The organism is Labedaea rhizosphaerae, assembly GCF_004362825.1.
Classification (GTDB): Bacteria; Actinomycetota; Actinomycetes; order Mycobacteriales; family Pseudonocardiaceae; genus Labedaea; species Labedaea rhizosphaerae.
Genome location: NZ_SNXZ01000011.1, coordinates 76,505 through 89,127, shown reverse-complemented (window position 1 = coordinate 89,127; position 12,623 = coordinate 76,505). Strand labels below are relative to the sequence as shown.

Genomic DNA, 12,623 nt, shown 5'->3' with positions numbered 1-12,623 from the left:
GCATGGCCGACATCGCCGTGGTGGGGCAGATCGCCCGCGACCTCGTGCTGCTCGTGGACGACCTGCCCGACGCCAGGAGTTCCACATCCGTGCGACAACGCAAGGAGATGCTGGGCGGCAAGGGCGCCAACATCGCCGTCGGTGCCACGCAACAAGGCGCCCAGGTGGCCCTGATCGGGGTCGTCGGCGCCGACGACCGGGGCGCCGAACTGCTGACCGCGGCCCGCGCCGACGGTCTCGACGTGCACGGCGTCCAGAAGCGCGGCACCTCCGGGTTGATCGTCAATGTGCTGACCACACAAGGGAAGTGGCGCTACTTCGAGGACCTGCCGGAACTGCTCACCGCGGCCGACATCGCGGCCGCCGAATCGGTGTTGCGTGGCGCGCGTTCGGTGGTGCTGCAGTTGCAACAGCCGACCGACGCGATCCTGTACGCCGCGCGCATCGCCCGCGACGCCGGAGCTCGCGTGGTCGCGGACGGCGTTCCCGCGGACCACCAGGACGAGATCCTCGCAGCGGTCGACGTGCTGCGCGTGGACCACCACGAGGGGGAGTTGCTCACCGGCCGGTCGCTGTCCAACGAGGACGACGCGCTCGAGGCCGCCAACGCCGTGCTGGAACGCGGTCCCTCGCTCGTCGTCATGGCGGTCGACCCCGTCGGCAACCTGTTCACCTGGCCCGGCGGCCACCTGCTCGTGCCGCTGGACGACACACCAGTCGTGGACACGACGGGCAGCGGTGACGCCCTCGTCGCGACGCTCACCTGGGAGCTGACCCAGGGGCACCCGATCGAGCACGCGGCCCGGCGCGCCGCCGCCGCGGCGAGCGCCACCGTGGGTCACCCGGGCGGGCGACCCGACCTGGGCTGAAACGTTTGCCGTGCCGCGAGTTGGGTAGCTCTCCCCCATGGTGAGCATGGGCTACTTCCTGTCCAGTGAGGAGTTCGGGCCGCGCGAACTGGTGCGGCAGGCCGAACGCGCTCAGCAGGCGGGCTTCGAACGCCTGTGGATCTCCGACCACTACCACCCGTGGAACGACGAGCAGGGTCAGAGCCCGTTCGTCTGGTCGGTCATCGGCGCGCTGTCGCAGGTGACGGACCTGCCCGTGGCCACGGCGGTGACCTGCCCGACGATGCGCATGCACCCGGCCGTCGTCGCCCAGGCCGCGGCGACCGCGGCCGTGCAACTGCCCGGCCGGTTCGTCCTCGGGGTCGGCAGCGGCGAGGCGCTCAACGAGCACATCCTCGGCGACGCGTGGCCCGCGACCGACGTCCGGCTGGCCATGCTGGAGGAGGCCGTCGAGATCATCCGCGCGCTGCACCGGGGCGACGAGGTCAACCACCACGGCGAGCACTACACGGTGCAGAACGCGCGCATCTACACGGTTCCCGACGAGCCGGTCCCCATCTACGTGTCGGGGTTCGGGCCCAAGGCGGCGCGGCTGGCCGGGCGGATCGGCGACGGGTTCGTCAGCGTGCAGCCCGACGCCGACATGGTGTCGGCGTTCCGGGACGCGGGTGGCGCGGGCCTGCCCGTCCAGGGCGGGTTCAAGGTCTGCTACGCGCCGACCGCCGAGGAGGCCGCCCGCACCGCGCATCGCTTGTGGCCCAACGAACAACTGCCCGGCGAGCTGGCGCAGGTGTTGCCGACGCCGCGGCACTTCGAGCAGGCCTCGACGCTGGTGACCCCGGAAATGGTCGCCGACGCGGTGCCGTGCGGACCCGATCCGCAACCGGTCGTGGACCGGATCCGGGCGTTCGCCGACGCGGGGTTCGACCACGTCCACATCCAGCAGATCGGCCCCGACCAGGACGGCTTCTTCGAGTTCTGGGCCGGCGAGGTCGCCCCGCGCCTGGCCGACGCCGGTTTGCCGGTCGCGGCTGGTGGGTAAGGAAATGAAGAGCAATTTTCGCTGGAGGCCGACATGACCGAACACAACGCTGTCCAGTCAGGCGCCGACGCACGCAGCACATCGGAGCTCGTGCACGACCTCACCGACCAGGTGAGCACGCTGGTGCGCGACGAGATCCAGCTGGCCACAGCGGAGCTGAAGGAAAAGGGCAAGAACGCCGGGATCGGCGCCGGGATGTTCGGTGCCGCCGGGGTCGTCGCCGGGTACGGCGGGATGGCCGCCATCGCCTGCGTGGTGCTGGCGCTGGCCCTCGTGCTGCCCGCGTGGCTCGCCGCCTTGATCGTGACCGTGGCGCTGTTCGCCCTGGCCGGCGTGCTCGCCCTGGTCGGCCGCGGCCGCCTGCGCCGCGGGACGCCGCCGGTGCCGGAGCAGGCGGTCCAGAGCGTCCAGCGCGACATCGCGACCGTGAAGGAGCACGCGCACCGATGACGAAGCAAACCGAACCCAGCCAGGCCGAACTGCGCTCGGAGATCGAGACGACCCGCGCCCAGGTCGGCGACACGGTCGAAGCCCTGACCCGCAAACTCGACGTGAGCGCGCGCGGCAAGGAGAAGGCCGCGCAACTGCGGGCCGACGTCCTGAGCAAGACCGAGAACGTGGTCGCCGCGCTGCCCGAGCCCGCCGCCGCGCCCGTCCGACGCGGGGTCGGCGCCGTCGTGGCGCACCCCGGGCTGGCCGTCGGCGCGTTCCTCGGCAGCGCGCTCGTCGTGCGGAGCTTCATGAAGCGGAGGAACCGATGAACGTCAACGCGGCGCTGTACAAGCCCATCGGGCTCGGCGTGAGCGTGCTCGGCGGTCTCGCGGCCAACGCGGCGTTCCGGAAGATCTGGCGGGCCACTTCGGGCGACGACAAGGCGCCCGAGCCAACCGATCCCTCGCAGACGTGGCGCACCGTGCTCATCGGGGCCGCCGCACAGGGTGCGGTGTTCGGCCTCGTGAAGGCGGCGGTTGACCGGGCCGGGGCCACGGGCTACAAGAAGATGACCGGCCACTGGCCGGACGATCGCGCGGAAGAGAAGGCGGGCTGAGCTTCGGCTCTGAGGTTTGGGGCGGCGGCATGCGGGCGTACCAATCGGTGTGGTTGGCGGTATGTGCGGCTAGTTGTGGCATCGGGATCGCGTTCGCGGTCTTCGTGTGCCCGTTGTCGGTGCTCCTGCTGATGGGCGTGGCCGCGCTCGGGATCGCCACCCTCGCGGTCAAAGTCGCCCCACCTGCGGAGGGCCAGTTGGCGCGGCACCTCGGCCGGGTCACCGCCGTGTGCGCCCCGGCCCTGATCGGCGTCAGTGGGCTGATCGGCGCGTTCGCCGAGCTGGGCTGGCTGTGGCTGCTCTGCCTGGCGATCGCCGGTGCGCCGGTGTGGCTGCACCGGCGCTTCGGTCCCGAGGCGCCGCCTCCGGCCATCAGGCCGGCCAAGCCGGTCAAACCCGTCAAGCTCACCAAGGCGACGGTGCCGGAACCGCGGCTGGCCGACGCCGCGGAACTGGCAGAACTGGTGCGCACCGACACGGCCGAGATCTGCTGGACGTGGCGGCGCAGTTACGTTGCCCTGCAACAAGCCCGGAAGATCGACGACCGGCTGAAGATCGTCCTGCTGCGCCAGCAGTGCCTCGACGAACTGTCCGCCCGGGAGCCCAGCGGCTTCCACGCGTGGCTGTCGGCCGGGGCCCGGGCGGCCAGCGACCCGACGCGTTACGTGTGCCCGCAACGCAAGAACGACCAGGGCAAGGCAAACCACTGAAAGATCTGGTGGAGCAGGCCCAGGTGTTCGTGTTCGACACGAGCGGTCCGCACCGGGCGTGCTCGACGGCCAAGGCAATCGTCGCGAAGGTGTGGCCGCACCTGCCGAAGGCGTGATCGGCGCCTATCGTGGCGGCCATGACCGAGCTCGCCGCGTTCGCCGAGTTGGTGACCCAGGACCACGGCCTCACCGTGGTCAGCACCCTGCGTCCCGACGGGAGCATCCAAGCCTCCGTGGTCAACGCGGGAATCCTCGCGCACCCGCTGCACGGCGGCCAGGCCGTGGGGCTGGTGGCCCGGGGCGGCTCGCGCAAGCTGGCGCACCTGCGTGCCGACCCCCGCGTGACGCTCGTCGTGCGGGCCGGGTGGCAGTGGGTGGCGGTCGAGGGCACGGCCCAGCTCATCGGTCCCGACGACCCGCACCCGGAGGTCGACGGCGAGGCGTTGCGGGTGTTGCTGCGCGACATCTTCAAGGCTGCCGGTGGCACCCACGACGACTGGGACACCTACGACCGCGTGATGGCCGAGGAACACCGGACCGCCGTGCTCGTCACGCCGCGCCGCGTCTATGCCAATCCCGCATGATTGGGGCATGGATCTCGGGCTGAAGGACCGCGTCTACGTCGTCACCGGCGCCACCCGCGGACTGGGCAACGCCGCCGCGCGCGAGCTGCTGGCCGACGGGGCGAAGGTCGTGATCAGCGGGCGCGACGAGCAGAAGGTGGTGGCCGCCGGCGCCGAACTCGGGCCGAACGCGACAGGCGTCGCCGTGGACAACAGCGCCCCGGACGCGCCAACCCGCCTGATCACGGCCGCGCGGGACCGGTTCGGCGGCCTCGACGGCGTGCTGATCAGCGTCGGCGGCCCACCGGCCGGATCGGCCGCCGACGTCACCGACGAGCAGTGGCAGGCCGCGTTCGAGTCGGTGTTCCTGGGCGCGGTGCGCCTCGCCCGCGCGGCCGCCGCGGCCCTGGGCCCGGGCGGCGTGATCGGCTTCGTGTTGTCGGGCTCGGTGTACGAGCCGATTCCCGGCCTGACCATCTCCAACGGTCTGCGGCCCGGGCTCGCGGGCTTCGCCAAGTCTCTCGCGGATGAGCTGGGGCCCAAGGGAATCCGCGTCGTCGGGCTGCTGCCGGCCCGGATCGAAACGGACCGCGTGCGTGAACTCGACGGACTCGCCGCCGACCCGCGGGCCGCACGCGAGGCCGCGGAGGCGCGCATTCCGTTGCGCCGGTACGGAACGCCGCAGGAGTTCGGGCGAACGGCTGCGTTTCTGCTTTCCCCTGCCGCTTCCTACCTCACCGGCATCATGGTGCCGGTCGACGGTGGCGCTTTGCGCGCCTTCTGAACGCTTTCATGCCTGCTCCCCTGGCCAGTAGGGCACCGCCGCGAGCGTGGTGCTGTTGAGCTCGGCGAGGATCGGACCGTTCTCCTCCGACGCGGCCTTCACGCGCTGCCACTCCGGATCGGCCTTGAACGCGTCCCATGCCGCCTTCTTCGCGGCCTCGTCGGCGAAACGCAGCAGGTAGATGATCCGGCCGTCGTCCTCGGCGTCGGCCCAGAAGCCGGCGACCTCCATGTCATGCTTGGCGAACAACGCCATGGTGTGGTTGGCGAACCTGGCGTGCAGATCGGCCGCGCGCCCGGGTTCGGCGATGTACTCACGCAGTTCGAGCAGCATTGGTGTCTCCTTCCGCTCGGCGGACGACCTCGGCCACCGCGCGAGCAAACAACGTCCCGGCAACGTCCCGACGGTATGCGGCCGTGGTGTGCCTGTCGCCGCCGGGCCGGATGGTGAAGCACACCGAGTCGCAGGTCACACCGCGTGCGGCATCGATCGGCGCGCGAACGCGTTCTCCCCAGAGTCGGGATCACTCGAGCTAGGGGTTGGCATGCGCTTGGTCGTGATGGGGACGGGCGGGGTCGGGGGTTACTTCGGGGCGCGGCTGGCCGAAGCCGGCCACGACGTCGCGTTCGTGGCGCGGGGGCGCCATCTCGAAGCCCTGCGGGACAAGGGACTGCGGGTGCAGAGCCCGCTGGGCGACCTGCACCTGCCCCACATCGAGGTCACCGACGACCCCGCCACACTCGGCCAGGCCGACCTCGTGCTGTTCGGCGTGAAGCTCTGGGACACCGAGGGCGCCGCCGAGCAGATCAAGCCGCTGCTCGGCACGCACACCGGCGTGGTGTCGTTCCAGAACGGCGTGGTGAAGGACGACATCCTGCGCGCGCGGCTCGGCGCCGAGCACGTCGTCGGCGGGGTTTGCTACATCGCCGCCACCATCGCGGAACCGGGCATCATCCGCCATGCCAACACCTTGCAGAAGCTGGTCTTCGGCGAGTACGACGGCACGACTTCGCAACGGGTGCAAGCGTTCCACGACGCCTGCGTCGACGCGGGCATCGACGCTGAGATCAGCGCGGACATCGAGCGCACGATCTGGGAGAAGTTCGTTTTCCTGGTCGGCCTCTCCGGCCTGACGAGCACCGTGCGCGCGCCGATCGGACCGATCCGCGACAACCCACGCTCGCGGGCGTTCCTGCACGACGTGATGGACGAAGTGGTGCGGGTGGCCCGCGCCCAAGGCGTGTCGCTGCCCGCCGACTACGCCGACGACCGGCTCGCGTTCGTCGACCAGGTGCCCGCCGACATGACGTCGTCCATGCACTTCGACCTGGAGCACGGCAACCGGCTCGAGGTCGCCTGGCTCAGCGGCGACGTGGCCGACCGCGGCAAGGCGCTCGGCATCCCCACGCCGGCCAACCGGGCGATCATGGACCTCCTCGCCGTGCACAGCGACGGGCGCCCCGGGGTGACGGCGGGCTGATCGAGTACGACCAACTGCAGCGGGACTCCTCCCCCACGGCGTTCCGACCCAGCTGCACCGCATGGAACCAAGGGCGGTCTAGCGCTGGTCGACCGGGCCCAGCACCGGCTTGACGTCGAGGATCGGGGTGCCGTCAAGGGCTTCGAGGTGGTCGACCCCGACCCGGGCGCCATTGATCTCGGTGATGGTGGTGGTGTGCAGGCCGATCGGGTTCGGGCGGTCGGGCGAGCGCGTCGCCAGCACGCCCATCGGCGGCCGGGTGCGGTCGCCGCGGGGGTGCACGACGAGCGCGTCGCGGGCCGCGCGGTCGAACCATGTGATCAGCACGATCGCGTCGCCGACGTTCAAGCCGTCCAGGGCCGCCACGACGGACGGTGCGAACACCAGTGTGGCGGCCGGGGCGCCCTCGTCGGGCTGGCGGGGCGCCTGCGCCGGGTCGGTGAGCGGCGACTCGACGTGGCCGATCGCGCGCAGCTCGATATTCATGCGGACATTCAAGCGTGCGGCGCCGACAATCGGCGCCATGCCCGCCACCAAGCCGCCCACCACCGAGCTGCCCACCACCGATCTGCCCACCACCGACCTACGTGGTGCTCGTGTGGTCCTCACCCGCGCGACCGCCGACCACGTGCCCGCGTTGCGCCGGATCCTCGACACGCCTGCGGTCCGCGCGTACTGGCCGGACGTCGCCGCCGAGGACGGCTGGCCGGTCGCGGACGACGAGACCGTCTGCTTCGCGGTCCTCGTCGGCGGTCAGGTCGTGGGCCTGGTCCAGTACGGCGAGGAACACGACCCGCAGTACCGGCACGCGTCGATCGACATCTTCCTCGACCCGGACGTGCACGGGCAGGGCATCGGGCGCGACGCCGTGGCCACGCTGGCGGCCCACCTGATCGACCAACGCGGCCACCACCGCCTGGTCATCGACCCCGCGGCCGGCAACGGGGCCGCCATCCGCTGCTACCGCGCCGTCGGTTTCCGCCCGGTCGGCGTCATGCGCCGCTACGAGCGCGACGCGCACGGCGAAGGCTGGCACGATGGCCTGCTCATGGACCTCGTCGCCGAGGAGTTGGTGCGCCCATGCGGCAGCTGATCGTCACCGAGAACGCGTCCGCCGACGGCATCGTGAGCCCGATGGACGGCTGGTTCGACCCGCTGGCCGCCGACGACGACCTGCTCGCGGTGACCAAGGCACACCGCGAGGCGGCCGACGCGCTCGTGCTGGGCCGGGTCACCTACGAGGAGTTCGCCGGCTTCTGGCCGCACCAGGACGACGACCCGACCGGCGTCGCCGCCTACCTCGACGCGGTCGCGAAGTACGTCGTGTCGTCGAGCTTGCGGTCCGCGGACTGGCAGAACTCGACGATCCTGCGTGAGGTCGGCGAGATCGAGGCGCTGAAGCAGGGCGAGGGCGGCGACATCGTCGTGACCGGCAGCGTCGAGCTCGTGCGCGCGGTGCAGCGCGCCGGGCTCGTCGACCGGTACCGGATCTTCGTCTACCCGGCGGCGCAGGGCCACGGCCGGCAGCTGTTCGCCGAGCCGGCCCGGCTGGAACTGGCCGAGGCGCGCACTTTCCGTTCCGGCGTGGTGCTCCTGGAGTACATCTCAGCCGTTGCGGGCTAGCGTCAGCGCGGACACGCCCGCGACCGCGTCGACGGTGTAGCCGTTCGCGCCGTCCGTCCAGTCCGATGTGGACAGCACGGTGCCGCCGCCGATGCCGTTGTGCGCCACCCCGTCGATGTTCGCCTGCCCGGCCCCGCCCGCGAACCGCACGGTGGCCGGGACGCCCGGCGGCAGAGCGAGGGCGAAGCTCGACGCGCCCCCGGTCATCCGCACCGGCACGGTTGCGCTCGGCGTGGGCAGCGTCGCCTCGATGCGGGTCGCGCCCGCGCCGAACTCGAGCGCGTCCAGCTTCCCGTCGGCGAAGTCGACCGACTCCTCGGTGGCACCGCCGTCGAGCCGGATCGTCCAGGCCACGCCGGTCGCCACGTCGACGTGGATCGACGACGCGCCGTCCGCGACCGACACCCGCACCACGTCGCCGTCGACCTCGGCCCGCGCGCCGTCCGCGCGGTAGAGCGCGGTGCCCAGGTCGACGGCCCGGATCGTCACCGCCGTCGCGCCGCTGACCACGTCCAGCTCGGCGCGGTCGTGGCCGGCCACCGTCGTCGGCACGGCCGTTCCGGCATCGGAGGTGGTGCACGCCGTCGCGGCGAGCAGCACGGCGACCACGGCGCACCCGATCTTCGCGTTCACACCAGGAGAATGCCCGTTGTGTGGCCCGTTCACACCGTTATTAAGGTGCCGAGCATGGCGCGCCTGCTGGTGGTCGAGGACGACGAGACGATCGGGTCCGCGCTGGAGTCGAGCCTGAGCCACCACGGCCACGACGTGTGCTGGGCGCGGTGCGGGCGCGACGCCTTGCGCGACGCCGAAGGCCGGCCCTTCGACCTGGCGCTGGTCGACCTCGGCCTGCCCGACCTGGACGGCATCGAGGTCTGCCGCCGGTTGCGCGAGGTCCGGCCCGGCTGCGTCCAGGTCATCCTGACCGCCCGCACCGACGAGATGGACGTGATCGTCGGCCTCGAGGCCGGGGCCGACGACTACCTCACCAAGCCCGTCCGGCTGGCCGAGCTGCACGCCCGGATCCGGGCGCACCTGCGGCGCGAATCCGGCGTGGCCGGCGAGCAGGCCGTCCTCGTGCACGGCCTGCTGCACATCGACCCGGCGTCACGGCGGGTCACCGTGGACGGGCAGGAACTCCTCTTGCGCACCAAGGAGTTCGACCTGCTGCTTCGGCTCGCGCGCGAACCGGGGGTCGCCGTGCGCCGGGAGACGCTCATGGCCGACGTGTGGGACGCGCACTGGTTCGGCTCGACGAAGACCCTCGACGTGCACGTGGCCGCCTTGCGCCGCAAACTCGCCACGGCCGGGACCGACCGCGTGCCGACGATCAGCACGCTGCGCGGTCACGGTTACCGGCTCGAACCGCCCGGCTGATCGCCGGTCCGGTCGCCGGTCGGGTCATCCACGTGCTCGGGCAGCGTCCACACCGGCTCGACGACCTCGGGCGACGGCGGTTCCGTGACGGCCTCCATCTCGCGGCCGACCTGGTCCAGCGCGTCGATCAGCAGCCGGTACAGCGATTCGTCGGCGAAGTCGCCGACCCGCTCGGCCCGCAGCCTGCTGATCACCGGCTTGGGCCGGCCGAGCCGCAACTGCGCGCTCGCCCACAGGCGCAACGCACGCGAGCGCACCTCGGCCCAGTGCGCGGCGGCGGCCGCGTGCCGCGCACCAAAGGCCATGCCGCCGAACGGCTCGCCGGACCACAGCGCGAGCGCCTGGTCCAGCGTGCTCACGAGCTCTTCGTCCTCGAGCCCGGACGCCGACTCGACCAGCATCACCATGTGCAACGCGTCGACGGCGCCGGGTGGGAGGTCGAGCAGGTACCCGTGGTCGTCGGATCGCACCGGCAGGTCGGTGAACGTCTTGCGCAGCCGCCGGATCTGCGTCTGCACGGCTTCCCTCGGCCACTCGGGCGGCCCGTCGCCCCACAGCTCGCCCACGATCGCGTCGAGCGGAACGGTTCGCCCCGATTGCATCGCCAGGAGTTCGAGCAACCGGCGTCGCGGCGACGAGCGCAGCGCGACCCAGCCTCTATCGGCCCGCACCGCCGTCGGTCCAAGCAAAGACACGGCGTACGGGCCTTCGGAATCAGCCCACTGGAGGGACGCTACGCACGCGCAGGTTAGCGCCGGCCCGAAACCGGGTTAGCGGTTGGCAAAATGATCACTGCGCCTCCAGCGGCAGCAGCAGGGTGAATCGCGGCGGCGCGTGCCGCGTCAGCCGCAGCCGGCCGGCCTCCGCCTCGGCGAGCCGACGGGCCAGCGCCAGGCCGATGCCGTGCGCCGCGGCCCGCCGCGCGAAGACGTCCTCGTCGGCCTCGATGCCCGGGCCCTCGTCCGACACGTCCACCGCCAGGGTGTCGCCCGCGTCGCGGGCGGTGACCCGCACCGTGCCCGCGCCGTGGCGTGCCGCGTTGTCGAGCAGCACGGCCAGGATCTGCCGCACGACCGGCCCCGCGACCAGGCACTCGGCGAGGCCGGGCTCCACCGTCACCTCGAGCGCGCGCCCGGCCCGGTCGAGTTGGCCGGACCACTCACCGCGGATGTCGTCGAGCACGTCCCCGAGCGCGGCGTGCCGGGCGGCCAGCGGCGCGTCCCGGGCCAGGGCCAGCAGGTCGGCGATGGTGCGTTCCAGCCGGTCCGCGGTGGCGATGCCCGCGACGAGGGCCTGCCTCGGGTCCGCGGCCGGGTTGTCCAACGCCGCTTCCAGTTGCAGCCGCAGACCGGTCAGCGGCGTGCGCAGCTGGTGCGAGGCGTCGGCGGTGAACGCCCGTTCCCGCGCCAGCAGTCCGTTCAGCCGTTCGGCCGTGGCGTCCAGCGACGCGCCGACGGAGTCGATCTCCGCGATGCCGGACCGCCGGGCCCGCACGGTGAAATCGCCGTCGCCGAGCCGGCGCGCGGTCTGCGACAGGGCCTCCAGCGGTTCGGCGAGGCGCCCGGCCCGCCGCCGCGCGACCAACCAGGTCGCGACGATCGCCATGGCGGCCAACGCGACCATGGCCGCCCACGTCAACGCGGTCTGGAGCACGACTTCGACGCGTGGCGTGGCGGCCCGCAACACGGCGACGACCCGGCCGTCGTCGCTGATCGGGACCAGCACGCCATAGTCGTCCGAGGTGTCGTCGCCCAGCACCTCACCCGGGTGCACCCGCGTGGCCGCGGGCACGGCGGCGGGTCCAGCACCGGCCAGTCGGCGCCCGGCCGGGTCGTAGACCGCGTACGAACCGGGCTCGCTGACCTTCGGCATGGTCTGCGGGATGCGGCCACCCAGGAGGTCGGCGGCCAGCACGAGCGCGGCGTCGTCGGCGGCGCGCTCGAGCTCCGCACGCTCCTCGGTGACGTAGTAGCGCGACACCGCGAGCGCGAGCGGGCCGCCGAACAACGTGATCGCCAACAACGCGGCGAGCACGGTCAACGTCGCGATCTGCTTGCGCACCCGTCATCCTTCGAGCACCGAACGTCTGGCGCATGATTAAACCCCGCGCCGGCGACGGTCAGCCGACGGCGTGGTGGAAGCGGGCGGCGACCGCGGCGACCGCCGCACGCACTTCCTCGCCGCCCTCGACCCGGAAGTCGAACGGCACGGTGGTCAGCCATTCCTGCGCGTACATCGCCGGGTTGCTGGTGCTGCCGACCAGAACGCACCCCGTCCCCAGCGGTTCCAGCCGTCCCATGGTCGCCCGGATCCACGGGGCCACGTCGGCGAGCGGCGCGTCGAACACCACGCGGGTCGGGTACTCCCAGCCCCGGCCGAGGTTCTCCTCCAGCGCCGCGACCGGGTCGAGGCCGGCGGGTGGCTCGAACTCGTGCGTGGTCTGCGTGACCGCCCGGACCCGGTCGACCCGGTAGGTGCGGATCGCCTCGGCCCGAAGGGAATGGCACAGCAGGTACCAGCGCCCGTGCCGGACCACCACCGCCCACGGGTCCACTTCGGACTCCCATTCGGTGCCGGTCTCGCTGCGGTAGGTGAGCCGCACCCGACGGCGCGCCGCGACGGCGGCGACGAGCGTGCTGGTGGTGACCGGATCGGGGTGCGCGGCGTGCCGGTCGGGCGCGGCCGAGGCGTGTGCACGCAACGCGGCGGCCTCGCGCCCGACGTTCTCGGGCAGCGCCTTGATCACCTTGCCCAGCGCGGCGCCGACCGGGTCGTCGGCCTCGGTCGCGGCGGGCTGGCCGTCGAGCACGGCCATGACCAGCCCCAGCGCCTCGGCCTGGGTGAACACGATCGGCGGCAACCGCGTGCCGCGGCGCAGGCGGTACCCGCCGTGCGGCCCGCGAGCGGACTCGACCTGGATGCCCGCCTCGCGCAGGATCCCGACGTAGCGGCGGGCGGCCCGCTCGGTGACGCCCAGCTTCTCGGCCAGCTGATCGGCCGTCGTGCCGGGACGGGCCTGCAGGATCTCCAGGGCGCGCAGGGCGCGGGCGGTGGGGCTCAGACCACTGGACACGCGGCCAGGCTAACCGAACCGGAAGCCGATCGTCCGGAATCGGTTCTACGCTGGCGCCACCAACCCGAGGAAGAG

Annotated in this window: 18 protein-coding genes; 12 read left to right on the top strand and 6 right to left on the bottom strand. The window is 72.4% G+C overall.

Going from position 1 to position 12,623, the window contains the following annotated elements; all coding sequences use genetic code 11:
* Positions 1-2: 2 nt before the first annotated feature.
* The 8 genes from EV186_RS37135 to EV186_RS37100 all read left to right on the top strand — a co-directional run bounded on the left by EV186_RS37135 (position 3) and on the right by EV186_RS37100 (position 4,995).
* Positions 3-869, top strand: coding sequence for a PfkB family carbohydrate kinase (locus tag EV186_RS37135; protein ID WP_133854232.1), 867 nt, complete (start codon positions 3-5; stop codon positions 867-869).
* A 37-nt stretch (positions 870-906) separates the two neighbouring features.
* Positions 907-1,890: a TIGR03557 family F420-dependent LLM class oxidoreductase gene (locus tag EV186_RS37130; protein ID WP_133854231.1), complete on the top strand. Its 984-nt coding sequence runs from the start codon at positions 907-909 to the stop codon at positions 1,888-1,890.
* A 33-nt stretch (positions 1,891-1,923) separates the two neighbouring features.
* On the top strand, positions 1,924-2,340 hold the full coding sequence (locus EV186_RS37125) for a phage holin family protein (protein WP_133854230.1): 417 nt from the start codon (positions 1,924-1,926) through the stop codon (positions 2,338-2,340).
* Positions 2,337-2,651, top strand: a complete 315-nt coding sequence (locus tag EV186_RS37120; protein WP_133854229.1) for a DUF3618 domain-containing protein — start codon at positions 2,337-2,339, stop codon at positions 2,649-2,651. The genes EV186_RS37125 and EV186_RS37120 overlap by 4 nt, the downstream gene beginning before the upstream one ends.
* Complete coding sequence (locus EV186_RS37115; protein WP_133854228.1) at positions 2,648-2,938, top strand: DUF4235 domain-containing protein; 291 nt, start codon at positions 2,648-2,650, stop codon at positions 2,936-2,938. Before EV186_RS37120 ends, EV186_RS37115 begins: the two co-directional genes overlap by 4 nt.
* A 29-nt stretch (positions 2,939-2,967) precedes the next feature.
* On the top strand, positions 2,968-3,648 hold the full coding sequence (locus EV186_RS37110) for an MFS transporter (RefSeq protein ID WP_133854227.1): 681 nt from the start codon (positions 2,968-2,970) through the stop codon (positions 3,646-3,648).
* Positions 3,649-3,785: 137 nt separating this feature from the next.
* A complete protein-coding gene (locus tag EV186_RS37105) occupies positions 3,786-4,232 on the top strand; it encodes a TIGR03618 family F420-dependent PPOX class oxidoreductase (protein WP_133854226.1) in 447 nt (148 codons plus the stop codon).
* Between the two features lie 7 nt (positions 4,233-4,239).
* On the top strand, positions 4,240-4,995 hold the full coding sequence (locus tag EV186_RS37100) for an SDR family oxidoreductase (protein ID WP_133854225.1): 756 nt from the start codon (positions 4,240-4,242) through the stop codon (positions 4,993-4,995).
* Between the two features lie 6 nt (positions 4,996-5,001).
* Here EV186_RS37100 and EV186_RS37095 read toward each other — a convergent pair whose 3' ends face one another.
* Entirely contained in the window at positions 5,002-5,328 is a 327-nt protein-coding gene (locus EV186_RS37095; RefSeq protein ID WP_133854224.1) for an NIPSNAP family protein, read from the bottom strand.
* A gap of 211 nt (positions 5,329-5,539) precedes the next feature.
* Between EV186_RS37095 and EV186_RS37090 the strand changes: the two genes are divergently transcribed.
* Entirely contained in the window at positions 5,540-6,475 is a 936-nt protein-coding gene (locus EV186_RS37090; protein WP_133854223.1) for a ketopantoate reductase family protein, read from the top strand.
* Positions 6,476-6,553: 78 nt separating this feature from the next.
* On the opposite strand, the gene tsaA is transcribed toward EV186_RS37090, so the two are convergent.
* Positions 6,554-6,961: a tRNA (N6-threonylcarbamoyladenosine(37)-N6)-methyltransferase TrmO gene (gene tsaA, locus EV186_RS37085; RefSeq protein WP_133854222.1), complete on the bottom strand. Its 408-nt coding sequence runs from the start codon at positions 6,959-6,961 to the stop codon at positions 6,554-6,556.
* Positions 6,962-6,998: 37 nt separating this feature from the next.
* On the opposite strand from tsaA, the gene EV186_RS37080 reads away from it, so the two are divergent.
* Together EV186_RS37080 and EV186_RS37075 are read left to right on the top strand one after the other, a co-directional pair.
* A complete protein-coding gene (locus EV186_RS37080) occupies positions 6,999-7,568 on the top strand; it encodes a GNAT family N-acetyltransferase (RefSeq protein WP_133854221.1) in 570 nt (189 codons plus the stop codon).
* The gene (locus tag EV186_RS37075) at positions 7,556-8,098 is read left to right on the top strand and encodes a dihydrofolate reductase family protein (protein WP_133854220.1); all 543 of its coding nucleotides are present in this window, start codon (positions 7,556-7,558) and stop codon (positions 8,096-8,098) included. Before EV186_RS37080 ends, EV186_RS37075 begins: the two co-directional genes overlap by 13 nt.
* Here EV186_RS37075 and EV186_RS37070 read toward each other — a convergent pair.
* On the bottom strand, positions 8,081-8,731 hold the full coding sequence (locus EV186_RS37070; RefSeq protein ID WP_133854219.1) for a hypothetical protein: 651 nt from the start codon (positions 8,729-8,731) through the stop codon (positions 8,081-8,083). The genes EV186_RS37075 and EV186_RS37070 overlap by 18 nt on opposite strands.
* A 54-nt stretch (positions 8,732-8,785) precedes the next feature.
* Here EV186_RS37070 and EV186_RS37065 point away from each other — a divergent pair, with 54 nt between their 5' ends.
* On the top strand, positions 8,786-9,475 hold the full coding sequence (locus EV186_RS37065; RefSeq protein WP_133854218.1) for a response regulator transcription factor: 690 nt from the start codon (positions 8,786-8,788) through the stop codon (positions 9,473-9,475).
* Here the strand turns inward: EV186_RS37065 and EV186_RS37060 are convergent.
* The 3 genes from EV186_RS37060 to EV186_RS37050 form a co-directional block, all read right to left on the bottom strand.
* Positions 9,451-10,146: an AfsR/SARP family transcriptional regulator gene (locus tag EV186_RS37060; protein ID WP_133854217.1), complete on the bottom strand. Its 696-nt coding sequence runs from the start codon at positions 10,144-10,146 to the stop codon at positions 9,451-9,453. The two genes, EV186_RS37065 and EV186_RS37060, sit on opposite strands and share 25 nt — an antisense overlap.
* 118 nt (positions 10,147-10,264) lie before the next feature.
* Positions 10,265-11,536 carry a sensor histidine kinase gene (locus tag EV186_RS37055; RefSeq protein WP_133854216.1) on the bottom strand — a complete coding sequence of 424 codons (1,272 nt, stop codon included), beginning with the start codon at positions 11,534-11,536 and terminating at the stop codon, positions 10,265-10,267.
* 58 nt (positions 11,537-11,594) lie between these two features.
* A complete protein-coding gene (locus EV186_RS37050) occupies positions 11,595-12,548 on the bottom strand; it encodes a helix-turn-helix transcriptional regulator (protein WP_133854215.1) in 954 nt (317 codons plus the stop codon).
* Positions 12,549-12,623 lie beyond the last annotated feature (75 nt).